At 60.8% G+C, this 25,928-nt stretch carries 27 protein-coding genes and 1 pseudogene; 19 read left to right on the top strand and 9 right to left on the bottom strand.

The window, feature by feature from the left end; genetic code table 11:
* Positions 1-18 precede the first annotated feature (18 nt).
* Complete coding sequence (locus tag AACY30_RS09705) at positions 19-381, top strand: cupin domain-containing protein (RefSeq protein ID WP_339415092.1); 363 nt, start codon at positions 19-21, stop codon at positions 379-381.
* Positions 382-452: 71 nt separating this feature from the next.
* On the opposite strand, the gene rpmG is transcribed toward AACY30_RS09705, so the two are convergent.
* On the bottom strand, positions 453-608 hold the full coding sequence (gene rpmG / locus AACY30_RS09700; protein WP_003176906.1) for a 50S ribosomal protein L33: 156 nt from the start codon (positions 606-608) through the stop codon (positions 453-455).
* A gap of 11 nt (positions 609-619) precedes the next feature.
* Positions 620-853 (bottom strand): 50S ribosomal protein L28, encoded by a 234-nt coding sequence (gene rpmB / locus AACY30_RS09695; RefSeq protein WP_003176907.1) that lies wholly within the window; start codon positions 851-853, stop codon positions 620-622.
* Positions 854-1,311: 458 nt separating this feature from the next.
* Between rpmB and AACY30_RS09690 the strand changes: the two genes are divergently transcribed.
* Positions 1,312-2,904, top strand: a complete 1,593-nt coding sequence (locus tag AACY30_RS09690; RefSeq protein ID WP_339436652.1) for an ABC transporter substrate-binding protein — start codon at positions 1,312-1,314, stop codon at positions 2,902-2,904.
* Between the two features lie 27 nt (positions 2,905-2,931).
* Here AACY30_RS09690 and radC read toward each other — a convergent pair whose 3' ends face one another.
* A complete protein-coding gene (gene radC / locus AACY30_RS09685; protein WP_339415090.1) occupies positions 2,932-3,606 on the bottom strand; it encodes a RadC family protein in 675 nt (224 codons plus the stop codon).
* A 160-nt stretch (positions 3,607-3,766) separates the two neighbouring features.
* Between radC and coaBC the strand changes: the two genes are divergently transcribed.
* The 4 genes and pseudogenes from coaBC (at position 3,767) to argB (ending at position 8,022) form a co-directional block, all read left to right on the top strand.
* Positions 3,767-4,975, top strand: a complete 1,209-nt coding sequence (gene coaBC / locus AACY30_RS09680; protein ID WP_043048060.1) for a bifunctional phosphopantothenoylcysteine decarboxylase/phosphopantothenate--cysteine ligase CoaBC — start codon at positions 3,767-3,769, stop codon at positions 4,973-4,975.
* Between the two features lie 5 nt (positions 4,976-4,980).
* Positions 4,981-5,436 (top strand): dUTP diphosphatase, encoded by a 456-nt coding sequence (dut, locus tag AACY30_RS09675; RefSeq protein ID WP_003213270.1) that lies wholly within the window; start codon positions 4,981-4,983, stop codon positions 5,434-5,436.
* Positions 5,437-5,690: 254 nt separating this feature from the next.
* A pseudogene (locus AACY30_RS09670) lies at positions 5,691-7,097 on the top strand (phosphomannomutase/phosphoglucomutase); the annotation flags it as partial.
* A 19-nt stretch (positions 7,098-7,116) separates the two neighbouring features.
* Entirely contained in the window at positions 7,117-8,022 is a 906-nt protein-coding gene (gene argB / locus AACY30_RS09665; protein WP_339471068.1) for an acetylglutamate kinase, read from the top strand.
* A 197-nt stretch (positions 8,023-8,219) separates the two neighbouring features.
* Here argB and pyrE read toward each other — a convergent pair whose 3' ends face one another.
* A complete protein-coding gene (pyrE, locus tag AACY30_RS09660) occupies positions 8,220-8,864 on the bottom strand; it encodes an orotate phosphoribosyltransferase (RefSeq protein WP_339471070.1) in 645 nt (214 codons plus the stop codon).
* Between the two features lie 82 nt (positions 8,865-8,946).
* On the opposite strand from pyrE, the gene AACY30_RS09655 reads away from it, so the two are divergent.
* Entirely contained in the window at positions 8,947-9,726 is a 780-nt protein-coding gene (locus tag AACY30_RS09655) for an exodeoxyribonuclease III (RefSeq protein WP_003195493.1), read from the top strand.
* A gap of 58 nt (positions 9,727-9,784) precedes the next feature.
* Here AACY30_RS09655 and AACY30_RS09650 read toward each other — a convergent pair whose 3' ends face one another.
* Positions 9,785-10,153, bottom strand: a complete 369-nt coding sequence (locus tag AACY30_RS09650) for a DUF4870 domain-containing protein (RefSeq protein WP_065875476.1) — start codon at positions 10,151-10,153, stop codon at positions 9,785-9,787.
* A 22-nt stretch (positions 10,154-10,175) separates the two neighbouring features.
* Positions 10,176-10,898 carry a ribonuclease PH gene (rph, locus tag AACY30_RS09645; protein WP_003213280.1) on the bottom strand — a complete coding sequence of 241 codons (723 nt, stop codon included), beginning with the start codon at positions 10,896-10,898 and terminating at the stop codon, positions 10,176-10,178.
* Between the two features lie 186 nt (positions 10,899-11,084).
* Here rph and AACY30_RS09640 point away from each other — a divergent pair, with 186 nt between their 5' ends.
* The 6 genes from AACY30_RS09640 to AACY30_RS09615 all read left to right on the top strand — a co-directional run bounded on the left by AACY30_RS09640 (position 11,085) and on the right by AACY30_RS09615 (position 16,395).
* Positions 11,085-11,948 (top strand): YicC/YloC family endoribonuclease, encoded by an 864-nt coding sequence (locus tag AACY30_RS09640; protein WP_339471071.1) that lies wholly within the window; start codon positions 11,085-11,087, stop codon positions 11,946-11,948.
* 10 nt (positions 11,949-11,958) lie between these two features.
* A complete protein-coding gene (gmk, locus tag AACY30_RS09635) occupies positions 11,959-12,579 on the top strand; it encodes a guanylate kinase (protein ID WP_065875477.1) in 621 nt (206 codons plus the stop codon).
* A 167-nt stretch (positions 12,580-12,746) separates the two neighbouring features.
* On the top strand, positions 12,747-13,010 hold the full coding sequence (gene rpoZ, locus AACY30_RS09630) for a DNA-directed RNA polymerase subunit omega (protein WP_003176920.1): 264 nt from the start codon (positions 12,747-12,749) through the stop codon (positions 13,008-13,010).
* Positions 13,011-13,070: 60 nt separating this feature from the next.
* On the top strand, positions 13,071-15,176 hold the full coding sequence (spoT, locus tag AACY30_RS09625; RefSeq protein WP_339415086.1) for a bifunctional GTP diphosphokinase/guanosine-3',5'-bis pyrophosphate 3'-pyrophosphohydrolase: 2,106 nt from the start codon (positions 13,071-13,073) through the stop codon (positions 15,174-15,176).
* Between the two features lie 39 nt (positions 15,177-15,215).
* The gene (locus AACY30_RS09620; RefSeq protein ID WP_339471072.1) at positions 15,216-15,596 is read left to right on the top strand and encodes a RidA family protein; all 381 of its coding nucleotides are present in this window, start codon (positions 15,216-15,218) and stop codon (positions 15,594-15,596) included.
* Between the two features lie 58 nt (positions 15,597-15,654).
* Positions 15,655-16,395, top strand: a complete 741-nt coding sequence (locus AACY30_RS09615) for a hypothetical protein (protein WP_339540221.1) — start codon at positions 15,655-15,657, stop codon at positions 16,393-16,395.
* A gap of 69 nt (positions 16,396-16,464) precedes the next feature.
* Here AACY30_RS09615 and AACY30_RS09610 read toward each other — a convergent pair whose 3' ends face one another.
* Complete coding sequence (locus AACY30_RS09610; protein ID WP_339471076.1) at positions 16,465-17,316, bottom strand: SDR family oxidoreductase; 852 nt, start codon at positions 17,314-17,316, stop codon at positions 16,465-16,467.
* Positions 17,317-17,503: 187 nt separating this feature from the next.
* Here AACY30_RS09610 and exbB point away from each other — a divergent pair, with 187 nt between their 5' ends.
* The 6 genes from exbB to AACY30_RS09580 all read left to right on the top strand — a co-directional run bounded on the left by exbB (position 17,504) and on the right by AACY30_RS09580 (position 24,438).
* Complete coding sequence (gene exbB / locus AACY30_RS09605) at positions 17,504-18,463, top strand: tonB-system energizer ExbB (RefSeq protein WP_339540220.1); 960 nt, start codon at positions 17,504-17,506, stop codon at positions 18,461-18,463.
* Between the two features lie 6 nt (positions 18,464-18,469).
* Positions 18,470-18,895 carry a TonB system transport protein ExbD gene (gene exbD / locus AACY30_RS09600; RefSeq protein ID WP_017526806.1) on the top strand — a complete coding sequence of 142 codons (426 nt, stop codon included), beginning with the start codon at positions 18,470-18,472 and terminating at the stop codon, positions 18,893-18,895.
* Entirely contained in the window at positions 18,892-19,641 is a 750-nt protein-coding gene (locus tag AACY30_RS09595; protein ID WP_339415081.1) for an energy transducer TonB, read from the top strand. The genes exbD and AACY30_RS09595 overlap by 4 nt, the downstream gene beginning before the upstream one ends.
* A 246-nt stretch (positions 19,642-19,887) precedes the next feature.
* Positions 19,888-20,808 carry a hydrogen peroxide-inducible genes activator gene (locus AACY30_RS09590; RefSeq protein ID WP_003213305.1) on the top strand — a complete coding sequence of 307 codons (921 nt, stop codon included), beginning with the start codon at positions 19,888-19,890 and terminating at the stop codon, positions 20,806-20,808.
* An 8-nt stretch (positions 20,809-20,816) separates the two neighbouring features.
* Complete coding sequence (recG, locus tag AACY30_RS09585) at positions 20,817-22,892, top strand: ATP-dependent DNA helicase RecG (protein WP_339415080.1); 2,076 nt, start codon at positions 20,817-20,819, stop codon at positions 22,890-22,892.
* 145 nt (positions 22,893-23,037) lie between these two features.
* Positions 23,038-24,438, top strand: coding sequence for an aminoacyl-tRNA deacylase and HDOD domain-containing protein (locus AACY30_RS09580; RefSeq protein WP_339471080.1), 1,401 nt, complete (start codon positions 23,038-23,040; stop codon positions 24,436-24,438).
* 49 nt (positions 24,439-24,487) lie between these two features.
* On the opposite strand, the gene AACY30_RS09575 is transcribed toward AACY30_RS09580, so the two are convergent.
* Together AACY30_RS09575 and tagQ are read right to left on the bottom strand one after the other, a co-directional pair.
* Positions 24,488-24,868, bottom strand: coding sequence for a helicase (locus tag AACY30_RS09575; RefSeq protein ID WP_065948786.1), 381 nt, complete (start codon positions 24,866-24,868; stop codon positions 24,488-24,490).
* Between the two features lie 124 nt (positions 24,869-24,992).
* Positions 24,993-25,919: a type VI secretion system-associated lipoprotein TagQ gene (gene tagQ, locus AACY30_RS09570; RefSeq protein WP_339471082.1), complete on the bottom strand. Its 927-nt coding sequence runs from the start codon at positions 25,917-25,919 to the stop codon at positions 24,993-24,995.
* Positions 25,920-25,928: the final 9 nt, after the last annotated feature.

Below are 25,928 nucleotides of genomic sequence, written 5' to 3'. Positions count from 1 at the left end.
GCCAGACGGGAAACGCACATGAGCATCCAGGACATCGTCGACTTCAGCCAAGCCAAGACCGCCGCCGAGCGCTACCGCCCTGCTGCCGAAAAAATCCTCAAGGGCGATCCCGAGCAAACGATCTACAACCACTACAACAGCCCGTGCGGCCAAATGAGCGCCGGGGTCTGGGAAGGTGAGGTGGGGCACTGGAAGGTCAACTACAGCGAGCATGAGTACTGCGAGATTGTGCAGGGTGTGTCTGTCCTACGTGATGCGGACGGCAACGCCAAGACCTTGCGCGCTGGTGACCGCTTCGTGATCCCGGCTGGTTTCAGCGGCACCTGGGAAGTGCTGGAGCCGTGCCGCAAGATCTACGTGGTGTTCGAACAAAAGGCCTGATCAGTAAATCGCAGGCAAAAAAAAGCCCGAATCGTGAGAGACGGGCTTTTTTTCACATTGAAGAAAACCAATTACTTGATTTTGCCTTCTTTGTAGATCACGTGCTTGCGAACGCGCGGGTCGAACATTTTCTTTTCGAGCTTGTCCGGGGTAGTACGCTTGTTCTTGTCGGTAGTGTAGAAGTGACCAGTACCGGCGCTAGAGATCATTCGAATCAATTCACGCATGATATAGCTCCTTAAATCTTGCCAGCGGCACGAATTTCGGCCAGCACGACAGTGATGCCACGCTTGTCGATGATACGCATGCCTTTAGCAGATACGCGCAGACGGACAAAACGTTTCTCTTCTTCAACCCAGAAGCGGTGATGCTGCAGGTTTGGCAGGAAACGACGACGGGTTTTGTTATTTGCGTGGGAAATGTTATTCCCAGTCACCGGACCCTTACCGGTAACTTGACATACTCTCGACATGCCTCAGCCCTCTAAAACCACATGCCCAACCCGGCATGGGTTGGCCGCTTAATCTCTCAGTCATTTGGCGCCAGGCGCCGCGTTTCTTTAGGGTCTTACCGGCTACACCTACAAGCGAAGGAACCGGGCCCCTAGAAAAGAGCGCTGCTTTATACCAGAAAGACCCTATTGCAACAACAGCCCGTGTGTTTTTACCGGCGTAAATCTCGGCGGCAAACGCCTGAACCGTTGCTAATAGGGGCCGCAGTAACAATCGACCACTCGTCGCACAGAATGATTTACAGCGCCCGCGCGCGCAGTGAAGTGCACGGCGGAACGCGCTGAGGCGCCATCAAAACAGCATTTCAGGCAAAAGCACAGGCAAAAATGGGCTAGTCATTTATCTATCAGACCTCTACGGTAGAACTTTTCCAGACTGCACTCGCAGATGGGCCTTCGATCTGCAAAGGAAACCGAACATGCGCCTCGCTGCCCTACCGCTCTTGCTTGCCCCTCTATTTATCGCTCCGGCGGCTGTTGCTGCCACCAATCTGAGCGTTTGCACCGAGGCCAGCCCCGAAGGGTTCGATGTGGTGCAATACAACTCACTGACCACCACCAATGCTTCAGCCGACGTGCTGATGAACCGCCTGGTGGACTACGACGCGGCCAGCGGCAAATTGGTGCCAAGCCTGGCAGACAGCTGGAACGTTTCAGCGGATGGCCTGACCTATACCTTCAAGCTGCACCCGGATGTGAAATTTCATCGCACCGAATACTTCACCCCTAGCCGTACACTGACCGCGGAAGACGTGCGCTTCAGCTTCGAACGCATGCTCGACCCGGCCAACCCTTGGCACAAGATCGCCCAGAGCGGTTTCCCCCATGCGCAGTCGCTGCAGTTGCCCGCACTGGTCAAGAAGATCGACGCTCTCGACCCGCTGACCGTGCGCTTCACCCTGGATCACGCCGACTCCACCTTCCTCGCCGCCCTGAGCATGGGCTTTGCCTCGATCTACCCGGCCGAATACGCCGACAAACTGCTCAAGGCCGGCACGCAGCAGAAGCTCAACAGCCAGCCCATCGGCACCGGGCCGTTCATCTTCAGCCGCTTCCAGAAAGACGCCGTGGTGCGCTACAAGGCCAACCCGGACTACTTCGCCGGCAAACCGGCTGTGGATAACTTGATCTTCGCGATCACGCCTGACGCCAACGTGCGCCTGCAGAAATTGCACCGCAATGAATGCCAGATTGCCCTTTCGCCCAAGCCGCTGGACGTGGGCGAGGCCGAAAAAGACCCGGCGCTCAAGGTGGAGAAAACCGCCGCCTTCATGACCGCCTTCGTGGCCATCAACACCCAGCACCCGCCCCTGGACAAGCCCGAAGTACGCCAAGCGATCAACCTGGCCTTCGACAAGGGCAGCTACCTCAAGGCCGTGTTTGAAGGCACTGCCGAAGCCGCGAACGGGCCTTTCCCGCCCAACACCTGGAGCTACGCCAAAGAGCTGCCCGGTTATCCACAGGACCTCGCCAAGGCCAAGGCGCTGCTCAACCGTGCCGGGCTCAAGGATGGTTTCAAGACCACTATCTGGACCCGCCCCACCGGCAGCCTGCTGAACCCCAACCCCAACCTCGGCGCACAACTGCTGCAGGCTGACCTGGCCAAGGTCGGCATCCAGGCCGAGATCCGCGTGATCGAATGGGGCGAGTTGATTCGCCGCGCCAAAGCCGGCGAACACGACTTGCTGTTCATGGGTTGGGCCGGCGACAACGGCGACCCGGATAACTTCCTTACCCCACAGTTCTCCTGTGCGGCAGTCAAGTCCGGCACCAATTTCGCCCGCTACTGCGACCCAGCCCTGGACAAGCTGATCAGCGCCGGCAAGACCACCAGCGAACAGGGGGTACGCAGCAAGCTGTATCAGCAGGCCCAGGCGCAGATCCAGCAGCAAGCGTTGTGGCTGCCATTGGCGCACCCTACGGCATTTGCCCTGACCCGCAAGAATGTCGAGGGCTATCAGGTGAGCCCGTTCGGGCGCCAGGATTTCTCCAAGGTCAGCATCAAGCCCTGACAACCAAGCCCGCCCCAATGGGCGGGCTTACATCCACCCATATTCAGCCATCGACAACGGATCGCCATCCCCCACGATGATGTGATCCAGTACCCGCACGTCCACTACTTCCAAGGCCTTTTGCAGCAACTTGGTCAATTTTCGATCAGCCGCACTGGGCTCTGCGCTGCCGGAAGGATGGTTGTGGCACAGAATCAATGCCGCCGCGTTATATGCCAAGGCGCGCTTGACCACTTGCCGGGGGTAAACCATCGCCGCGTCAATGGTGCCCTGGGATAACGCTTCGAAACCCAGCACCCTGTGTTTTGAGTCGAGAAACAGGCAACCGAAGATCTCGTGAGGCTCATGGCGCAGCAAAGCCTTCAGGTAATCACGCACGGCTACCGGGCTTTCCAGCACCGAATCCTTACGCAGGCGCTCGGCCATATGTCGCCGGGACATTTCCAGCACTGCCTGCAACTGCGCAAATTTCGCCGGCCCAAGGCCCAATTGCTGGTTGAACAGCGCCTGGCTGGCCTCCAACAATGGGCGCAAGCCACCGAATTGCGCCAACAGATGGCGCGCCAGGTCCACCGCGCTCCTGCCAGCGACCCCGGTACGCAGGAAGATCGCCAGCAACTCGGCATCCGACAGGCTCGCTGCGCCCCATTCCAAAAGCTTCTCTCGCGGCCGCTCTGCTGCTGGCCAATCGCGAATACTCATCCCGCCTCCCTTTCCATATGCGTCCTGTGCGCCACGTGCACCGCTGTTGCCTCGCGGACGCTGTGTTATCGTAGGCCCTCTTTTTTGCCGCGATTTCCCCTGGGGAGGGGGCATCGCAGGCGCCACTGAACTGGCATCACTGAACTGGAAAGGCAAACCAATGCAGCGTCTGTATCGGAAACGCATCGTTCTCGGCGTTGGCGGCGGCATTGCCGCCTACAAGAGCGCAGAGCTGGTCCGCAGGCTTCTGGACCAAGGCGCCGAAGTGCGCGTGGTCATGACTCGCGGCGGCAGTGAGTTCATCACGCCGTTGACCATGCAGGCCTTGTCCGGGCACCCGGTTCACCTGGATCTGCTGGACCCGGCGGCCGAGGCCGCCATGGGCCATATCGAGCTGGCCAAATGGGCCGACCTGGTGCTGATCGCCCCGGCCACCGCCGACCTGATCGCGCGCCTGGCCCAAGGCATCGCCGATGACCTGCTGACCACCCTGGTACTGGCCACGGACGCCACCGTCGCCATCGCCCCGGCCATGAACCAGGCCATGTGGCGCGACCCGGCCACCCAGGCCAACACCCAACTCTTGCAAAGCCGTGGCCTCAAGGTATTCGGCCCGGCGTCCGGCAGCCAGGCCTGCGGCGATGTCGGCATGGGTCGCATGCTTGAAGCCACCGACCTGGCCCAGTGCGCCGCCGAGTGCTTCCAGCACTTGGCGCTCACCGGCAAGCATGTGCTGATCACGGCTGGCCCGACCCAGGAAAACATCGACCCGGTGCGCTACATCACCAACCATAGCTCAGGAAAAATGGGCTTTGCGCTGGCCGAAGCGGCGGTCGAGGCAGGCGCACGCGTTACCTTGATCACCGGCCCGGTGCATTTGCCGACCCCGGATCGGGTCACGCGAATCGACGTAGTCAGCGCCCGCGACATGCTCGCGGCCTGTGAGGCGGCCATTCCGTGCGACCTGTTTATCGCCTCGGCAGCGGTTGCGGACTACCGCCCGGAAGTCGTCGCCCCGCAAAAGCTCAAGAAAGACCCTACGAGCGGTGACGGCCTGCTCCTGCAAATGGTGCGTAACCCGGACATCCTGGCCACCATCGCCACGCGCCCGGACCGTCCGTTCAGTGTCGGCTTCGCGGCCGAGACCGAGCATTTGCTGGACTACGCAGCACGCAAATTGAAAGACAAAAACCTCGACCTGATCGTTGCCAATGATGTCGCCAACCCGAGCATCGGCTTCAACAGTGAGGAAAACGCGTGCAGCGTGATCGATCGCGAGCTGCACGCCACCCTTTTCGCCCAGACCAGCAAGGGCAAGATTGCCCGCCAACTGATCTCTTTTATCGCCCAACGGCTGAACCAGGTTTAATGTCCATGCACGCTTTGCAAGCCAAGATTCTCGACCCACGCATCGGCAACGAATTCCCGCTGCCGGCCTACGCCACCCCGGGCTCCGCCGGCCTCGACCTGCGCGCCATGCTCAAGCAAGACACGGTGCTTGAGCCGGGCCAGACCATTCTGATTCCAACGGGCCTGTCGATCTATGTCGGCGACCCTGGCTTGGCTGCGCTGATCCTGCCGCGCTCCGGCCTGGGCCATAAACATGGCATCGTGCTGGGCAACCTGGTGGGCCTGATCGACTCGGACTACCAAGGCGAACTGATGGTGTCGTGCTGGAACCGTGGCCAGACCGCGTTCAACATCGCCGTCGGCGAGCGCATTGCCCAGTTGGTACTGGTGCCGGTCGTACAGGCGCATTTCGAACTGGTAGAGGAGTTCGACGAAACCCAGCGCGGCGCGGGCGGGTTCGGGCATTCCGGCAGCCACTGACTAAGCTGAATCTGGCCGGGCGCCGTTGCCCGGCCCGACGCCACCGCTGGGCTTTCAGGACGAAGAATGCGCGGATTTTATCAGCGAGATTTCTCCATATAAATCAACGCATTACGCAGAAAACAAGTCGGAGCCAGCACGCCGATGGCATTTTTGCACCACGAACTCTCTGCCGAAAACACCGTCATACCCTTCAGTTTGAGCCTGCCGGTCAGCCACATTGAGGCTAGCCTTGCCCCCTTCAGATGGAGTTTCCCCCCGCGATGAGTACCGCAGCCCGCGTAGCCCCGACATTCCCCGACAGCATCTTTCGCGCCTATGACATTCGTGGCGTGGTGCCCAAGACCCTGACTGCCGAAACAGCCTACTGGATTGGCCGTGCCATCGGCTCACAGAGCCAGGCCCAGGGCGAGCCCAACGTCTCGGTTGGCCGTGACGGTCGCCTGTCCGGCCCGGAATTGGTGGAACAGTTGATCCAGGGCCTGGCCGACAGCGGTTGCCATGTCAGCGACGTGGGCCTGGTGCCGACGCCTGCGCTGTACTACGCAGCCAACGTACTGGCCGGCAAGTCCGGAGTGATGCTCACCGGCAGCCATAACCCGTCGGACTACAACGGCTTCAAGATCGTCATCGCTGGCGACACCCTGGCCAACGAACAGATCCAGGCCCTGCACAACCGCCTGAAGACCAACAACCTGGCCAGCGGCCAGGGCACCGTCACCAAAGTCGACATCCTGCAGCGCTACTCTGATGAAATCACCGGCGACGTCAAACTCGCACGCCGCCTGAAAGTGGTGGTGGACTGCGGCAACGGCGCGGCCGGCGTGATCGCTCCGCAGTTGCTCGAAGCCCTTAACTGCGAAGTGATCCCCTTGTTCTGCGACGTCGACGGCAACTTCCCGAACCATCACCCAGACCCGGGCAAGCCTGAAAACCTGGTGGACCTGATCGCCAAGGTCAAGGAAACCGGGGCTGACGTGGGCCTGGCCTTCGACGGTGACGGCGACCGCGTGGGTGTGGTGACCGAAACCGGCGAAATCGTGTTCCCGGATCGCCTGCTGATGCTGTTCGCCCGCGATGTGGTGGCGCGCAACCCCAACGCCGAGATCATCTTCGACGTGAAGTGCACCCGCCGCCTCACGCCACTGATCAAGGAATATGGCGGTCGCCCGCTAATGTGGAAGACCGGTCACTCGTTGATCAAAAAGAAAATGAAGGAAACCGGCGCGCTGTTGGCCGGCGAAATGAGCGGCCATGTGTTCTTCAAGGAGCGCTGGTTCGGGTTTGACGACGGCATTTACAGCGCCGCCCGTCTGCTGGAGATCCTCAGCAAGGAAAAATCCACGGCCGAAGAGCTGTTTCAGACCTTCCCGAATGATATTTCTACGCCAGAGATCAATATCCATGTGACCGAGGAGAGCAAATTCAGCATCATTGACGCACTGCACGATGCGCAATGGGGCGAAGGCGCTAACCTGACCACCATTGATGGTGTGCGAGTCGATTACGCCAAAGGCTGGGGCCTGGTTCGCGCGTCCAACACCACACCGGTGCTGGTCCTGCGTTTCGAGGCGGATACCGAGGCTGAGTTGCAGCGCATCAAGGACGTGTTCCACGCCCAGTTGAAACGTGTTGCCCCTGATCTCCAATTACCGTTCTGATTTTTAACCGGAGCCCTGAATGACCCTCGAACGCGAAGCCGCTGCCAACACTGCCAAGGTCCTTTCCGAAGCGTTGCCTTACATCCGACGCTACGTCGGCAAGACGCTGGTGATCAAGTACGGCGGCAATGCCATGGAAAGCGAAGAGCTGAAAACCGGCTTTGCCCGCGACATCGTGTTGATGAAAGCCGTGGGGATCAACCCGGTGGTAGTCCACGGTGGTGGCCCGCAAATCGGCGATCTGCTCAAGCGCTTGTCGATCGAGAGTCACTTCATCGATGGCATGCGCGTCACTGACGCGCAAACCATGGACGTGGTGGAGATGGTCCTCGGCGGCCAGGTCAACAAGGACATCGTCAACCTGATCAACCGCCACGGCGGCAGCGCCATTGGCCTGACCGGCAAGGACGCGGAGCTGATCCGCGCAAAAAAACTGACGGTGACCCGCCAGACGCCGGAGATGACCCAACCGGAAATCATCGACATCGGCCAGGTGGGTGAAGTCATCGGCATCAACACAGACCTGCTGAACCTGCTGGTGAAAGGTGACTTCATCCCGGTGATCGCGCCAATAGGCGTGGGTGAAAACGGCGAGTCCTACAACATCAACGCCGACCTGGTGGCCGGTAAGGTGGCCGAAGCGCTGAAGGCTGAAAAGCTGATGCTGCTGACCAACATCGCCGGCCTGATGGACAAGGAAGGCAAGGTGTTGACCGGCCTGACCACTCAACAAGTGGACGAGTTGATCGCCGACGGCACCATCTACGGCGGCATGCTGCCGAAAATCCGTTGCGCGCTGGAAGCGGTGCAAGGCGGCGTGGGCAGCTCATTGATCCTGGATGGCCGGGTACCGAACGCGATCCTGCTGGAAATCTTCACCGACACGGGTGTGGGCACACTGATCAGTAACCGCAAGCGTCCTTAAACACTGCAAACAAAAAGGCCCCGCTCAATTTGATTGAGCGGGGCCTTTTTTTGGACACTGATTTTGCAGCAATGGGGAGATCCCCTGTGAGAGCGGGCGTGCTCGCGAAAGCGGTGGATCAGTCAGCACCCGTATCACTGAAAGACCGCCTTCGCGAACAAGCCCGCACACACGACAACTCCACAGGATTTACTGTGTCAGACGCCGAATTGCTCGCGGTACGCACGCACAGCCGGCAGGTGTTGCTTGAGCTGAGGATCATCCTCCAGGAACTGCAGTACCTGGTTCAGCGACACGATGCTCACTACCGGAATACCGAAATCGCGCTCCACTTCCTGAATTGCCGACAACGCTCCGTTGCCACGCTCCTGGCGGTTCAGCGCGATCAGTACACCGGCGGCCTTGGCGCCGTCCTGGGACGCGATGATCTGCATCACTTCGCGGATGGCAGTACCGGCAGTGATCACGTCATCGATGATCAACACATCGCCGGTGAGCGGCGCGCCCACCAGGCTGCCACCTTCGCCATGGGCCTTGGCCTCTTTGCGGTTGAAGCACCACGGCAGGTCCCGCCCGTGATGCTCAGCCAGTGCCACGGCAGTCGCAGCTGCCAGGGGAATGCCCTTGTAGGCCGGACCGAACAAAACGTCGAAGGAAATACCGCTTTCAACGATGGCTGCCGCGTAGAAACGACCCAACTGAGCCAGGGCCGAACCCGAGTTGAACAAGCCTGCATTGAAAAAGTACGGGCTGGTGCGCCCGGACTTCAGAGTGAACTCACCGAAGCGCAAAACGCCGCGATCGATGGCAAAACGAATGAAATCGCGTTGATACGCCTGCATGAAAAAAGCCTCAGATACCACGGATTTAGCTAATTAGGTAGACGGCGTGTATCATACACGCACGCGATTTTTGGGGCCATTTATGCGGATCATCAGTGTGAACGTTAATGGTATTCAGGCTGCAGTCGAGCGTGGTTTGCTCAGTTGGCTGCAAGCCCAGAATGCCGACGTCATCTGCCTGCAGGATACCCGCGCCTCCGCCTTTGAACTGGACGACCCAGCCTTCCAACTGGATGGCTACTTCCTTTATGCCTGCGATGCCGAAGTGCCCACCCAAGGTGGCGTGGCTTTGTATTCGCGGTTGCAACCCAAGGCGGTCATCAGCGGCCTCGGCTTCGAGACAGCCGACCGCTACGGGCGCTACCTGCAAGCCGATTTCGATAAGGTCAGCATCGCGACCTTGCTGCTCCCTTCGGGGCAGAACGGCGATGAAGACTTGAACCAGAAGTTCAAGCTAATGGACGATTTCGCCCGTTATCTGGATAAACAGCGGCGCAAACGTCGCGAGTACATTTATTGTGGCTCGCTGTACGTGGCGCAACAAAAGCTGGATATCAAGAACTGGCGCGACAGCCAGCAATCCCCGGGCTTCCTGGCGCCAGAGCGCGCCTGGATGGACGAGATTGTCGGCAACATGGGCTATGTGGATGCCCTGCGCGAAGTCAGCCGCGAAGGCGACCAGTACAGCTGGTGGCCGGACAACGAACAGGCTGAGATGCTTAACCTGGGCTGGCGTTTCGACTACCAGTTGCTGACCCCAGGTCTGCGCCGGTTCGTTCGCAGCGCACGCCTGCCGCGCCAGCCGCGCTTCTCGCAGCACGCGCCGCTGATCGTGGACTACGACTGGACACTGACTATCTAAGGTCTTTTTCCAGGCACAAAAAAACCGACATCGCTGCCGGTTTTTTTGTGCCTGTTCATTATTTGATCACGCGCCAGGTCAAGGGATAGCGATAGGCAATGCCCTTGTTGGCCTTGATGCTACCAATGATGGTCAGCACCACCGTGGCGATCGCCAGGGCGAACATCAGGAAAAACCCAACCACCGCGAAGGCCAGCACGATGCAAACCATCCAGGCGATGGCCACGGTGATCTGGAAGTTCAGGGCTTCCTTGCCCTGATCATCAATGAACGGGTCCACTTCCTTCTTCATCTGCCACAGGATCAGCGGCCCCACGACACTGCCGAAGGGGAACACAAACCCCAGAAACGCCGCGAGATGGCACAACATTGCCCCCTGACGCACTTCGTAGGAAGGCGTAGGCACCGGCATCTGGCTGTCATTCATGGCGTTTCTCCTTGAGGCCGACTCAGTCAGCCAGGGCGGCGTTCTGCAGTTCGAAAATCTCGGTCATGCCTTTCTGGGCCAAGGCCAGCATCGCGTTCAGATCAGCCGGCTGGAACGGCGCGCCTTCGGCAGTGCCCTGCACTTCGATGAAGCCACCCGTGCTGGTCATCACCACGTTCAGGTCGGTCTCGGCGGCCGAGTCTTCCAGGTAGTCGAGGTCCAGCACAGGCTCGCCCTGGTACATGCCTACCGATACGGCAGCGATCATTTGCTTGAGCGGGTCACCGCCTTTCAGGCCGCCACGCTTCTTGATCACTTTGAGTGCATCAACCAGGGCGACCATGGCGCCGGTGATGGACGCGGTGCGGGTGCCGCCGTCGGCCTGGATCACGTCGCAGTCGACGTACAGGGTCACGTCGCCCAGCTTGGACATATCCAGGGCTGCGCGCAGGGAACGACCGATCAAGCGCTGGATTTCCAGGGTGCGGCCGCCTTGCTTGCCACGGCTGGCTTCACGCTGGTTACGCTCACCGGTGGCACGCGGCAGCATGCCGTACTCGGCGGTCAACCAACCCTGGCCCTGACCTTTAAGGAAACGCGGTACGCCGTTTTCGACGCTGACGGTGCAGATCACCTTGGTATCGCCAAACTCGACCAGTACAGACCCCTCGGCGTGTTTGGTGTAGTTGCGGGTGATGCGGATCGAGCGGAGCTGATCGGCAGCGCGACCACTTGGACGTTTCATAGGGAGACACCTGTACTGAGGACGAAAAACTGCCGAGCATTATAGAGCCGCGAGCCGATTCGGGGCACTGCTAAAAAATCCTGTTACGAATGGTCGAGTTTGGGCGTGCTCGCCCCACTGCGCTACAATCCTGCGCCTTCTTAACCATCAGCCCGTGTTTGCGGGACTGCAACGCGAGGTACCTCCATGGTGCACAGCATGACCGCCTTCGCCCGCGTCGAAAAAGCCGGCGTACAAGGCACCCTGAGCTGGGAGCTGCGCTCGGTCAACAGCCGCTACCTGGAACCGCACCTGCGTCTGCCGGAGTCATTCCGCGATCTCGAAGGCGCCGTGCGTGAGGCGCTGCGCCAGGGCATCTCCCGTGGCAAGCTGGAATGCACCCTGCGCTTTACCGAGGAAACCACCGGCAAGCCGCTGCAGGTTGATCGCGACCGCGCGGCACAATTGGTGGCCGCCGCCGAGACCATCGCCGGCCTGATCAAGCAACCTGCCGCGCTCAACCCACTGGAAGTGCTGGCTTGGCCTGGCGTATTGGTGGCCGACGCCACCGACCCGCAAGCCCTCAACGCCGAAGCCCTCGCCCTGTTCAACCAGGGCTTGAAGGAGCTCAAGGCCGGCCGCGAGCGCGAAGGCGCCGAGCTGGCACGCCTGATCAGCGAGCGTCTTACCTCCATCGAAGCAGACGTGGTCACCCTGCGCGAGCTGGTGCCGCAGATGCTCGCCACCCAGCGCCAGAAGGTGCTCGACCGCTTTACCGACATGAAGGCCGACCTCGACCCGGTGCGCCTGGAACAGGAAATGGTGTTGCTGGCGCAAAAGAGCGACGTCGCCGAGGAGCTTGATCGTCTGAGCACCCACATCCTTGAAGTGCGCCGCGTGCTCAAATCGGGAGGAGCCGCCGGTCGGCGCCTGGACTTCCTGATGCAGGAACTCAACCGCGAAGCCAATACACTGGGCTCCAAGGCGTTCGATCCGCGTAGCACTACGGCTGCGGTCAACCTCAAAGTGTTGATCGAGCAGATGCGCGAACAAGTACAGAATATTGAGTAAGGCAACCTCCATGACCCACAGCACCGGCACCCTTTACATCATTTCCGCCCCCTCGGGCGCGGGCAAAAGCAGCCTGGTCAAGGCCCTGACCGACGCTGACGAGCAGATCCGCATCTCGGTTTCCCACACCACCCGCGCCATGCGCCCGGGTGAGGTGAACGGCGTGCACTATCACTTCGTCGAACGCACCGAGTTCGTCAAGATGATCGAGCACGGCGACTTCCTCGAGCGCGCCGAAGTCTTCGGCAACCTCTACGGCACGTCGCAAAGCCACTTGCAGCAGACCCTGGACGAAGGCCACGACCTGATTCTGGAAATCGACTGGCAGGGAGCCGAGCAAGTGCGCCAGCTGATGCCCAAGGCGCGTTCGATCTTTATCCTGCCTCCGTCGCTTGAAGCCTTGCACCAGCGCTTGAAAAATCGCGGCCAGGACAGCGACGAGATCATCGAAGGCCGCATGCGTGAGGCCGTCAGCGAAATGAGCCATTACGTCGACTATGACTACCTGATCATCAACGACGATTTTGCCCACGCTTTGGACGATTTGAAGGCGATTTTCCGCACCAACCAGCTCCAGCAAAAGCGCCAACAACAGCGTTTCGGCAAATTACTGGCCGAACTGCTCGGCTGATTGGCTCTTCCCAAAACCGCTGCAAGGGCTTTACATTGGCGCTTGTAGCGGTTTTGCGAGGGCCTGAGAAAAATCAGCGCTTCCCTAAACGCTGGTGATTTTTTAAACTGTTTAGTCCGCTTGCCCAACCGGGCAGCGCGCATCTTGCATTCGCTCCGAGGAATACCATGGCCCGCGTAACCGTTGAAGACTGCCTAGAACACGTGGATAACCGCTTTGAGCTGGTCATGCTCTCTACCAAGCGTGCCCGTCAACTGGCCACTGGCGGCAAAGAGCCATTGGTCCAGTGGGAAAACGACAAGCCTACCGTTGTGGCGCTGCGTGAAATCGCTGAAGGGCTGATGAGCTACGAGTTCATCGCCAACGCCGAAATCGTTGAAGACGAACCGCTGTTTGCAGCGTTCGAGGACGAGTCCAACGAGGCCGTCTAAGCCTATGCCTGGTCGACGTAGCACGGCGCGGGGTCACAGCCAACGGCAGGAGTTAACACTTTGCCGAGCATAGACGCCCTCGCCGATCGCTTATCGGCCTACCTCGGCCCAGACCAGGTCAACCTGGTCCGCCGAGCGTATTTCTACGCCGAACAAGCCCACGACGGGCAACGCCGCCGTAGTGGCGAGGCGTATGTCACGCATCCCCTTGCGGTGGCAAATATTCTTGCCGACATGCACATGGACCATCAAAGCCTGATGGCCGCAATGCTGCATGACGTGATCGAAGACACCGGTATCGCCAAAGAAGCGCTGCAAGCGCAGTTCGGTGAAACCGTGGCCGAACTGGTCGACGGGGTCAGCAAACTGACCCAGATGAACTTCGAGACCAAGGCCGAAGCCCAGGCGGAAAACTTCCAGAAGATGGCCATGGCCATGGCCCGCGACATTCGGGTGATTCTGGTCAAGCTGGCAGACCGGCTGCACAACATGCGCACGCTGGAAGTGCTGTCCGGCGAAAAGCGCCGGCGCATCGCCAAGGAAACCCTGGAAATCTACGCGCCCATCGCCAACCGGCTGGGCATGCATGCCATTCGTATCGAGTTCGAAGACCTCGGCTTCAAAGCCATGCACCCGATGCGTTCGGCGCGCATCTACCAGGCGGTCAAACGCGCCCGGGGCAACCGCAAGGAAATCGTCAACAAAATCGAAGAGTCGCTGAGCCATTGCCTCGCGATCGACGAGATCGAAGGCGAAGTCAGCGGGCGGCAGAAGCACCTCTACGGCATCTACAAAAAGATGCGCGGCAAGCGTCGGGCCTTCAACGAGATCATGGACGTGTACGCGTTCCGGATCATCGTCGACAAGGTCGACACCTGCTACCGCGTGCTCGGCGCTGTACATAATTTGTACAAGCCCCTGCCCGGCCGCTTCAAAGACTACATCGCGATTCCCAAGGCCAACGGCTACCAGTCGCTGCATACCACGCTGTTCGGTATGCACGGGGTGCCGATCGAAATCCAGATCCGCACCCGCGAAATGGAAGAGATGGCCAACAACGGCATCGCCGCCCATTGGCTGTACAAATCCAGCGGCGACGAGCAGCCCAAAGGCACACATGCCCGCGCCCGCCAGTGGGTCAAGGGCGTGCTGGAAATGCAGCAACGTGCCGGCAACTCCCTCGAATTTATCGAAAGCGTGAAGATCGACCTGTTCCCGGACGAGGTCTACGTGTTCACGCCCAAAGGCCGGATCATGGAACTGCCCAAAGGCTCCACGGCGGTCGACTTTGCCTACGCAGTGCACACCGACGTGGGCAACAGCTGCATTGCCTGTCGGATCAATCGCCGCCTCGCGCCGCTGTCCGAACCGCTGCAAAGCGGCTCCACGGTCGAGATCGTCAGCGCACCGGGCGCACGCCCGAACCCAGCCTGGCTCAACTTTGTGGTCACCGGCAAAGCGCGCACACATATCCGTCACGCCCTGAAGCTGCAGCGCCGCTCCGAATCCATCAGCCTCGGCGAACGCCTGCTGAACAAGGTACTTAATGGTTTCGACAGTGCCCTGGACAAAGTTCCTACAGAGCGCGTGCAAGCGATGCTTCACGAGTATCGCCAGGAAACCATCGAAGACCTGCTGGAAGATATCGGCCTGGGCAACCGCATGGCCTACGTCGTCGCCCGCCGCTTGCTCGGCGAAGGTGAACAGCTACCAAGCCCGGAAGGCCCACTGGCGATTCGCGGCACCGAAGGCTTGGTGCTCAGCTACGCCAAGTGTTGCACGCCGATCCCGGGCGACCCGATTGTCGGCCACTTGTCGGCGGGCAAAGGCATGGTGGTGCACCTGGACAACTGCCGGAACATCACCGAAGTCCGTCACAACCCGGAAAAATGCATCCAGCTCTCGTGGGCCAAGGATGTCACCGGCGAATTCAACGTCGAGTTGCGCGTGGAGCTGGAACACCAACGCGGCCTGATCGCCCTGCTGGCCAGCAGCGTCAACGCGGCCGACGGCAATATCGAGAAAATCAGCATGGACGAGCGCGATGGTCGCATCAGCGTGGTCCAGCTGGTGGTCAGCGTGCACGACCGTGTGCACCTAGCCCGCGTGATCAAGAAACTGCGCGCCCTGATCGGTGTGATCCGCATCACCCGTATGCGGGCATAGGGCTTCAAATACGTCACCACCTCTTACAAGGAGTCATAAATGACCAAGACCGTTATCACCAGCGAGAAAGCCCCGGCCGCGATCGGCACTTACTCCCAGGCGATCAAGGCGGGCAACACCGTCTACATGTCCGGCCAGATCCCACTGGACCCGAAGACCATGGAACTGGTGGAAGGCTTTGAAGCACAGACTGTGCAGGTCTTCGAAAACCTCAAGTCGGTTGCTGAAGCTGCCGGTGGTTCGTTCAAGGACATCGTCAAGCTGAACATTTTCCTCACCGACCTGAGCCACTTCGCCAAGGTCAACGAGATCATGGGCAAGTACTTCGAACAGCCGTACCCAGCCCGCGCCGCTATCGGCGTTGCTGCCCTGCCAAAGGGTGCGCAGGTTGAGATGGACGCGATTCTGGTCATCGAGTAAAACACCCGGCGCGGCCCTCCCATAGGCTGCGCCGACTTCGTTTTAAAAGGATTTCATGATGCGCAAAGCGCTTGTAGCCTCATCATTGCTCGCCCTGCTGCTCGGCGGCTGCGCCAGCAACCCTGCCGACCTGGACGTGAGCGGCACCTGGATCAACCAGGTCGCCATCGATGCGGCAGCCAAGGGCGGCCCTTTGCGTGAAGCCCTGCAAAGCTATGGCCCTAACCTCGAATGGGAGGTTAATACCAAGGCCGCGCAGGCGCGCTACTACAACGGTTTTGAAGTAGCCGAAGGCAAGTTGCTGGGTGAGAAATCCGGCGCCTGGAGCGTAGACTTCTACGGCAGCTCAGCCACCGAGCTCAAGCGTAAAGGTGAACAACTGCTGCAATCGGCCAACGACAACGAGCCAGCACAGCTGCTTGCCCGCCCCAAGGACGCCGCGCCGGACGGTGCTCCCATCGGCGCGAACTTTGAGCGTGCGCTTTACGCGGCCTACATGGGCGGCGACTGGAAGATCACCGACGGCTTCGGTAGCGGCGCCATCGTGCAGTTCCAGGCTGACGGCAAGGTTGTCGGCTTGCCTAATGTTGATCGGTACTCGCTGTGCCTGGCCGGTGATTGCGCCTCGATGAGCGGCGGCTATGACAGCATCTGGCTGCAACTCAACGGCCAGGGCAACCCGTGGATTTTTGTGCGCAAGGGCAAGCAGCTGGAAATCTTCCAGGCGATCAATACTGCGGGAGCGGATGAAGTGCCTTCGTTTACGCCCGGACCGCGGCAGTGGTTGCTGGAAAAGTAATTAAGCTGCCAAACACAGATTCAAATGTGGGCGCGGCGCACCGCCGCTCCCATATTTTTTAACTGTGTTTCAGCCTCTGAGGATCGCCGCGTAGCCTTCGCGGTAAGTTGGATAGGTCGGCGTCCAACCCAGCGCCTTCGCCCGCGGATTACTGCATCGCTTGCTGCCCGCACGACGCACACTCGCATCCTCGGACCACTCCGTCACACCCAGATACTCGCGCAACCACGCCACCACTTCCGCCAGCGGAGCGGGCGCATCGTCGACGCCGATGTAGATCTCATCCAACGAGCCACCCTGCTCCACATGCCGCAACAAAAACGCCAACAAGCCCGCCGCATCATCCGCATGAATCCGGTTGCCATATAAAGGCGGATCAATTGCGACACGGTAGCCCTGGCGAACCTGGGTCAGCAGCCATTCGCGGCCTGGGCCATAAATACCGGTCAATCGGACGATGCTGGCCGGAATGCCACTATTGAGCGCCACTTGCTCAGCCTCCAGCATCACTTGCCCGGAATAACCCTTGGCTTGAGTCTCCGACGTTTCGTCGACCCACTCTCCATTCTGCTGCCCATAGACGCTGCTGCTGGAAACAAACAACAAATGTTTCGGCTCCTGACCGTAGTCGCCCAACCACTCCAGTACGTGTTTCAGCCCTTCTACATAAGCGGCGCGATAGCCGGCTTCGTCGTGGTCAGTCGCGGCGGCGCAGTACACCAGGTAATCCACCCCGCCGATCGGCCAGGTGTCAGGGCAATCCTTGTTGAACAGGTCGCCAGCAATGCCTATCACACCGTCAGGGAGCCGCGAAATATCCCGCCGCAAGCCATGCACCTCCCATCCCGAGGCGAGCAATTGGCTTGCCAGCCGACTACCTACATCGCCACAGCCGGCAATCACAACAGAAGGCGCTGACATCACAAAACTCCGTATTGAAAGGTCTAGGTTAGCCGCCTCGGTGGATCGCCGGCCAGAAAAAGCATAAATAAAGTTACTGTATTACTTTTGTTAACAAGAATTACTTGCAATAATAACCGCCCATTTGTCCTCGACCCCTTGGGTCTGGAAGGACGATCACTCATTTTTTTACTCAGGTCCGGCCAGCATGACACGTAATACAACCCCCGCTTCGCCAACCAAGCTTCACAGCCCGTCCCGCGCTTGGCGCGCGATTGCTGCGCTGCTGTTCAGCGTTCTGCTGGCACCGACCGCCGCCTTGGCTGATGCCACCGCGCCAGCTACCCCGCCTGCTGCTGCCGCACCGGCCGCCGCGCCAGCCGCTACCGACCCGGCCCAGGCTGCTGACCCAGCCTCCGCCGACGACACCGGCGTAGTTCTGGAAGAAGACAACACCTTGGGCATGGCCCACGACCTGTCGCCGTGGGGCATGTATCAGAACGCCGACGTCGTGGTGAAAGCCGTCATGATCGGCCTGGCCATTGCCTCGATCATCACCTGGACCATCTGGATCGCCAAAGGCCTCGAACTGCTGGGTGCCAAGCGTCGCCTGCGCAGCGAAATCGTCCACCTGAAAAAGGCCACCACCCTTAAGGAAGCGAGCGAAAGCGCGACCAAGAAAGGCACTCTGGCCAACACCCTGGTGCACGACGCGCTGGAAGAAATGCGCCTGTCGGCCAACGCCCGCGAAAAAGAAGGCATCAAGGAACGCGTGGCCTTCCGCCTGGAGCGCCTAGTGGCGGCCTGCGGTCGAAACATGAGCAGCGGCACCGGCGTGCTGGCAACCATCGGCTCGACCGCACCCTTCGTCGGCCTGTTCGGTACCGTGTGGGGCATCATGAACAGCTTCATCGGCATCGCCAAAACCCAAACCACCAACCTTGCCGTCGTTGCCCCCGGCATCGCCGAAGCCCTGCTGGCTACTGCACTGGGCCTGGTTGCCGCGATTCCTGCGGTAGTGATCTACAACGTCTTCGCCCGCTCGATAGCCGGCTACAAGGCCCAGGTATCGGACGCGTCGGCTGAAGTCCTGCTGCTGGTCAGCCGCGACCTCGATCACCTGCCTACCGAGCGCAGCTCGCAACCGCACATGGTGAAAGTGGGGTAATCGGCCATGGGCCTGCATTTGAATCAAGGCGACGACGAACTCGTCGAGAACCACGAAATCAACGTCACGCCGTTTATCGACGTGATGCTGGTGCTGCTGATCATCTTCATGGTGGCCGCACCGTTGGCGACCGTGGACATCAAGGTTGACCTGCCCGCGTCCAGCGCCAAGCCGGCGCCGCGGCCGGAAAAACCCATCTTCCTCAGCGTCAAGGCGGACCAACGCCTGTTCCTGGGTGAAGAAGAAGTCAAGACGGAAACCCTGGGGCCGGTGCTCGACGCCAAGACCCAAGGCAAGAAAGACACGACGATCTTCTTCCAGGCTGACAAAGGCGTGGACTATGGCGACCTGATGAGCGTGATGGACGCCCTGCGGGCAGCCGGCTACCTCAAGGTAGGCCTGGTTGGACTTGAGACGGCAGCCAAGAAATGATCACAACGCGCCACAAACTGACGCGTTATGGCACCAGCCTCGCCGTCGTACTGGGCGTGCATGCCGTCGCGATCGCTATCGCGCTGCATTGGTCAGCGCCGCGTACGGTGCAGTTGCCACCGGCCGCCATGGTCATCGACCTGGCACCGATGCCAGCCCCACCGCCGCCTGCACCGCCCAAGGTGGTCACGCCGCCGCAACCGCCTGCACCGGTCGAAGAGCTGCCCCTGCCGAAAATGGCCGAGGCACCCAAGCCGACGATCCAGGCGCCCAAGCCGGTCAAGCCCAAGCCAAAACCGCAGCCGCCCAAGCCTGTGGAGAAAAAGATCGAGCCACCCAAGGAGAAACCCTCCGAGGAACCGCCGAGCGACGCTCCACCAACTAACACGCCAGCGGAAAAATCGGCCCAGCCCGTGCCTGGCCCTTCGCCGCAACAGGTCGCCGCCAAAGCGTCTTGGGAAGGCGCACTGTTGGCGCACTTGCAGAAGTACAAGAAGTACCCACCAGGTGCCCAGGCTCGTGGCAAAGAAGGCCTGAACCGCCTGAAGTTTGTGGTGGATGCCGAAGGCAACGTGCTGTCCTATGAGTTGGTGGGCCGCTCCGGCAATGCCGACCTGGACCGCGCGACCCTGGACATGATCCGTCGTGCCCAGCCGCTGCCCAAGCCACCAGCCTATATGTTGAAAGGCGGCAGCATCGAGATCGTTGCACCGTTCGTGTACAACATTGAGAAGCGTCGCCGCTGAAGGTTGCAGGAGTCAGCTTGTGTGGGAACGGGCTTGCCTGCGATAGCATCACCTTGGTGCAACTGATAGACCGAGGTGCTTGCATCGCTGGCAAGCCCGCTCCCACATTTGATTTCACTGCCTCAAAAAATCCGTTTTTCAGCTAAATCCTCCGCACTCCCCGCTCAATCCCAACCAAAGTTCTGATAACGTGCGTCTATCGATTGCAGCCGGTATGCTTGGCCCGCAACCTCATGGACGCCCGCTATGACTCTTACAGAATTACGCTACATCGTTACCCTCGCCCAAGAGCAGCACTTCGGCCACGCGGCCGAGCGTTGCCACGTCAGCCAGCCGACGCTGTCGGTGGGCGTGAAAAAGCTTGAAGACGAACTCGGTGTGCTGATTTTCGAGCGCAGCAAGAGCGCCGTGCGCCTCACCCCGGTGGGCGAAGGCATCGTGGCCCAGGCCCAGAAGGTGCTGGAGCAGGCGCAAAGCATTCGCGAACTGGCCCAGGCCGGCAAAAACCAGCTGACCGCACCGCTGAAAGTCGGCGCCATCTACACCGTCGGCCCATACTTGTTTCCGCACCTGATCCCGCAACTGCATCGCGTTGCGCCGCAGATGCCGCTGTATATCGAAGAAAACTTCACCCACGTCTTGCGCGACAAACTGCGCAACGGCGAGTTGGACGCGATCATCATCGCCTTACCTTTCAACGAAGCAGACGTACTGACCCTGCCGCTCTACGACGAGCCGTTCTACGTGTTGATGCCCGCCTCCCATCCGTGGACACAAAAAGACACCATCGATGCCGGCCTGCTCAACGACAAGAGCCTGCTGCTGCTCGGCGAAGGCCACTGCTTCCGCGACCAGGTGCTGGAAGCCTGCCCGACCCTGACCAAGGGCAACGACGGTGCCAAGCACACCACCGTGGAATCCAGTTCCCTGGAAACCATTCGCCACATGGTCGCTTCCGGCCTGGGCATTTCAATCCTGCCGCTGTCGGCGGTGGACAGCCATCACTACGCCCCCGGCGTCATCGCAGTGCGCCCACTGACGCCGCCGGTGCCGTTCCGCACCGTGGCGATCGCCTGGCGCGCCAGCTTCCCACGGCCCAAAGCGATTGAGATCCTCGCCGACTCGATCCGCCTGTGTTCGGTGGCCAAGCCGCCTGCCGCGAGCTGAGCAACAATATGACGGAGCTGTCGCAGGTGTCGGTGACGGCACTCAAGGGTGTCGGCGAGGCCATGGCCGAGAAGCTGGCCAAGGTCGGCCTGGAGAACCTCCAGGACGTGCTGTTTCACCTGCCCCTGCGCTACCAGGATCGTACCCGCGTGGTGCCCATCGGCCATCTGCGCCCTGGGCAGGATGCGGTGGTCGAAGGCACCGTCAGCGGCGCCGACGTGGTGATGGGCAAGCGCCGTAGCCTGGTCGTGCGCCTGCAGGACGGTACCGGTGGCCTGAGCCTGCGCTTCTACCATTTCAGCAATGCGCAGAAGGAAGGCCTCAAACGCGGCACACGCGTGCGTTGCTATGGCGAAGCGCGGCCCGGCGCGTCGGGCCTGGAGATCTACCACCCGGAATACCGCGCCATCACGGGCGACGAACCGCCGCCGGTCGACACTACACTTACCCCGATCTACCCGCTCACCGAGGGCTTGACCCAGCAGCGCCTGCGCCAACTGTGCATGCAGACCCTGGCGATGCTTGGCCCGAAGAGCCTGCCCGACTGGCTGCCCCTGGAGCTGGCCCGCGACTATCAACTGGCGCCGCTGGACGATGCGATTCGCTACCTGCATCACCCGCCCGCCGACGCCGATGTCGATGAACTGGCGCTGGGTCATCACTGGGCCCAGCACCGCTTGGCCTTTGAAGAACTGCTGACCCACCAACTGTCCCAGCAACGCCTGCGCGAGAGCATGCGTTCCCTGCGCGCCCCGGCGATGCCCAAGGCAACGCGTTTGCCTGCCCAATACCTGGCCAACCTCGGCTTCGCGCCGACCGGTGCCCAGCAGCGCGTCGGCAATGAAATCGCCTACGACCTCAGCCAGAAAGAGCCAATGCTGCGGCTGATCCAGGGCGACGTGGGCGCGGGCAAGACCGTGGTCGCCGCCCTCGCTGCCTTGCAAGCCCTGGAAGCCGGTTACCAGGTGGCGCTGATGGCACCCACCGAGATTCTCGCCGAGCAACACTTCATCACCTTCAAGCGCTGGCTCGAACCGCTGGGCCTGGAAGTCGCGTGGCTGGCAGGCAAGCTCAAGGGCAAGGTGCGTGCCGCCGCGCTGGAGCAAATCGCCGGTGGCGCACCGATGGTGGTGGGCACCCACGCACTGTTCCAGGAGGAAGTGAAGTTCAAGAACCTCGCCCTGGTGATCATTGACGAACAGCACCGCTTCGGCGTGCAACAGCGCCTGGCCCTGCGCCAGAAAGGCGTGGGTGGCCGGATGAACCCGCACCAGTTGATCATGACCGCGACGCCGATCCCGCGCACCCTGGCCATGAGCGCCTACGCCGACCTCGACACTTCGATCCTCGACGAATTGCCGCCCGGCCGTACCCCGGTCAACACGGTGCTGGTCACCGACACCCGCCGTGTCGAAGTGATCGAGCGCGTACGCGGTGCCTGTGCCGAAGGCCGCCAGGCCTACTGGGTGTGCACGCTGATCGAAGAGTCCGAAGAGCTGACCTGCCAGGCCGCCGAGACCACCTTTGAAGACCTCACCAGCGCCCTGGGTGAGCTCAAGGTCGGGCTGATCCACGGGCGCATGAAGCCTGCGGAAAAGGCCGCGGTGATGGCCGAATTCAAGGCCGGCAACCTGCAACTGCTGGTGGCCACTACCGTGATCGAGGTGGGGGTGGACGTGCCCAATGCCAGCCTGATGATCATCGAAAACCCCGAGCGCCTGGGCTTGGCGCAACTGCACCAGTTACGCGGTCGTGTCGGGCGGGGCAGCGCAGCCAGCCATTGCGTGCTGCTGTACCATCCGCCGCTGTCACAGATCGGGCGCCAGCGCCTGGGCATCATGCGCGAAACCAACGACGGTTTTATCATCGCCGAAAAGGATCTCGAACTGCGCGGCCCCGGCGAAATGCTCGGCACCCGCCAAACCGGCCTGCTGCAATTCAAGGTCGCCGACCTGATGCGCGACGCCGATTTGCTTCCCGCCGTGCGCGATGCGGCGCAAGCATTGATGGAGCGCTGGCCGGAACATGTCAGCCCGTTGCTGGATCGCTGGTTGCGCCATGGGCAGCAATACGGCCAGGTCTGAAGACCGTGTAGGCACTGGCTTGCCGGCGATGGCGCCAGCAGGAACGACAGCCCCCATAGCCAACCGCGTCACAAACCACAGTTAGTCGACCAACTATGTATCAAGCTGGTTATACTTCGTTGAATGTAAGAAATTGGATCAGGCCATGTCAGAAGTTGCCCTCGCCACAGCCCCACTGACCGCACCGCCGGTCATTCGGGCTCTGCTCGCAAAACTCGCCATCCCCTACACGGAAGTCAGCGATCTACAGGGCCTGAATCCTGCGCAAAAGGTCCAGGCGGTGCTGCTGGAAGATGCAGTGGGCGCACTGATGGTGCTGTTCCCGCAGAACCAGCTGCTCGACCTCAACCGCCTCACCGAACTCACTGGCCGCCGCCTGATCGCCGTGTCGCCGGACCGCGTCGCACGCATGCTCGGCAAACATGACCTGAGCCTGTTGCCGGGCCTGCCGCCGCTCACCAGCTCGCCGTGCCTGTACGAAGGCAGCCTGCTCAACGAGCCGAGTCTGCTGGTGCATTCGGGTGAAGCTGGGCTGTTGCTGGAGATCTCCAGCGACGCCTTCAAGACCATGCTCACCAAGGCCAGCGCCGGCCACTTCGGCGAGCAGCTGAGCAACATCCGCCCCAACCTTGACCGCCCGAATGATGACCGTGAGGAAATCACCCAGGCCATGCAGGCGTTCACCGCGCGCCGCATCCAGCAGCGCCTGGAAGCGACCATCGAGATTCCACCGCTGGCCGACACTGCGCAGAAGATTATCAAGCTGCGTGTCGACCCCAACGCCACCATCGATGACATCACCGGCGTAGTGGAGACCGACCCGGCCCTGGCCGCGCAAGTCGTGAGCTGGGCCGCGTCGCCCTACTACGCGTCGCCGGGCAAGATCCGCTCCGTTGAGGACGCCATCGTGCGCGTGCTCGGCTTTGACCTGGTGATCAGCCTGGCGCTGGGCCTGGCTCTGGGCAAGACCTTGAGCCTGCCCAAGGACAACCCGCACCAAGCCACGCCGTACTGGCATCAGTCGATCTACACCGCCGCCGTAATCGAGGGTCTGACCCGCGCCATGCCGCGCGCCCAGCGCCCGGAAGCCGGCCTGACCTACCTCGCCGGCCTGCTGCACAACTTCGGTTACCTGCTGCTGGCCCACGTGTTCCCGCCGCACTTCTCGCTGATCTGCCGTCACTTGGAGGTCAACCCGCACCTGTGCCACAGCTATGTAGAGCAACACCTGCTGGGCATCAGTCGCGAGCAGATCGGTGCCTGGCTGATGCGCTACTGGGACATGCCGGATGAGTTATCCACCGCGCTGCGCTTCCAGCACGACCCGACTTATGACGGGCAATACGCTGAGTATCCGAACCTGGTGTGTTTGGCCGTGCGCTTGTTGCGCAGCCGAGGGATTGGTTCGGGGCCGGATGAGACGATTCCGGATGCGCTGCTTGAGCGCTTGGGGCTGACGCGGGACAAGGCTGAAGAGGTGGTCGGCAAAGTGCTGGATGCCGAGGTGTTGTTGCGTGAGTTGGCGTCGCAATTCAGTCAGGCTTAACAGCAGCTGCAAGCTTCAAGTAGTCAGCTTCAAGCTTGCAGCTTATGGCTCATCGCTTGGAGCTGCGCTTACGCCCCAAATACTTGGTCAACCCCTGGAACCAGATCACCAGCGCCGGGTTACCCTTGATCTGGATCGACTTGTCTTGAATCCCCGTCATGAACGCCAGTTGCTTGTTCTTCGCCTGCATCGTGGCGAAGCCGTAGGCGGCATCTTTAAAGGCAATGGCAAACGCCGGCGCAGGGTGAACACCTGAGCGGCTGGTGATGCGCTGGTCTTTGACGATGAAGTGACGGGCAACCTTGCCGTCGAGGGTCTGCAGCTGGAAAGCCAGGTCTTTATCACCCAGTTGCTGCTGGAAGGCAGGATTGGTGCGGCTGGCTTTGCCCATCATCAGGCCCAGCACCCACAGCAGAAGACGAAATTTCATGCACACGGCCTCGGTGTAATTATTGAGTGGCCGCAGCAGTTTAACGATTTGCTAAGAGAACGCCACCGATCTTGCGCATTAGCGGAAGATCGGCTGGCGTTTGACGCTTATAGCAGCATGTTACTTAAACGTTTGGGCAAGGTACCGGGGCCCAGTCGGCCAGGTTTGGATCGCGGCAGGCGCCTTCCATCTGAGCCTTGCCAGCGCTGGCGACCTGCTTGCTTTCAGCTTGCTTGGCCTGAACGGCCTGGATGCTCTTCTCGGTGGTGACCGCTTCTTTAGGCACGACCGGCAATTTCTTCTTCTTCGCGACTTTTGGCGGATTCTTGCCTTTCTTGGCCGGAACGACCAGCGGCGCCACGTCGGCTTGGGCCACGGTGACTACGTCATTACGCTGCACGCCTACTTGCTGCAGGTCTTTCTCGTAGGCCTGGGTGTAATTGTTCAGGTCTTCGCTGGCTTTGCCGTTGACCGCGACGATCAGGTCATTGGACTCCTTCAGGCCCGAAACGATTTCCGCCAGGCGCTTGCGGCCTTCAGTCTCGTTGACGGTTTTGGCCTTGCGGTCGGCCACCAGCTTGGTGAATGCGCCCTGGTAGCACTGCTGCGAGGCTTTGGCATAGGCGGTGCTGCGGTCGATGTCGGACGCGCTTTTGTTGAAGTCGGTGGAGTAGGAAGCAATGCGTTGATTGTCATCGCTGATCTGCTTCTGACGCTCGGTGTAGTAACCCGCCGCGCCGCCAGCCAAGGCGCCGCCCGCAGCGCCAATCGCGGCGTTGCGGCCGCGCTTTTCCTTGTCGCCAGTGAAAGCCCCCAGCAGTGCGCCGCCGGCCGCGCCGATGGCCGCGCCAGTGACGACCGACTTGGTCATGTCCGAATCAGTCGCGCGCAGGTGCTGCACCGGCTCGTAGCAGTTCGGGTAGTACTCGACCTTGGTGCTCGACGCGACCTTGGAGGCCGGCGACGTGGCACAACCGGTCAGCACTGTGCTGAAGCCGGCCGCGATCAGCAGCAAGTGACGTTTGGAAACCGCCTTACGGGAAAAAAACATAGATGTGTT

The organism is Pseudomonas sp. RA_5y_Pfl1_P24, assembly GCF_963970945.1.
Taxonomy (GTDB): Bacteria; Pseudomonadota; Gammaproteobacteria; order Pseudomonadales; family Pseudomonadaceae; genus Aquipseudomonas; species Aquipseudomonas tritici.
Note: the sequence above shows the minus strand (reverse complement) of the source record. Positions and strands in the feature narration are given on the sequence as shown.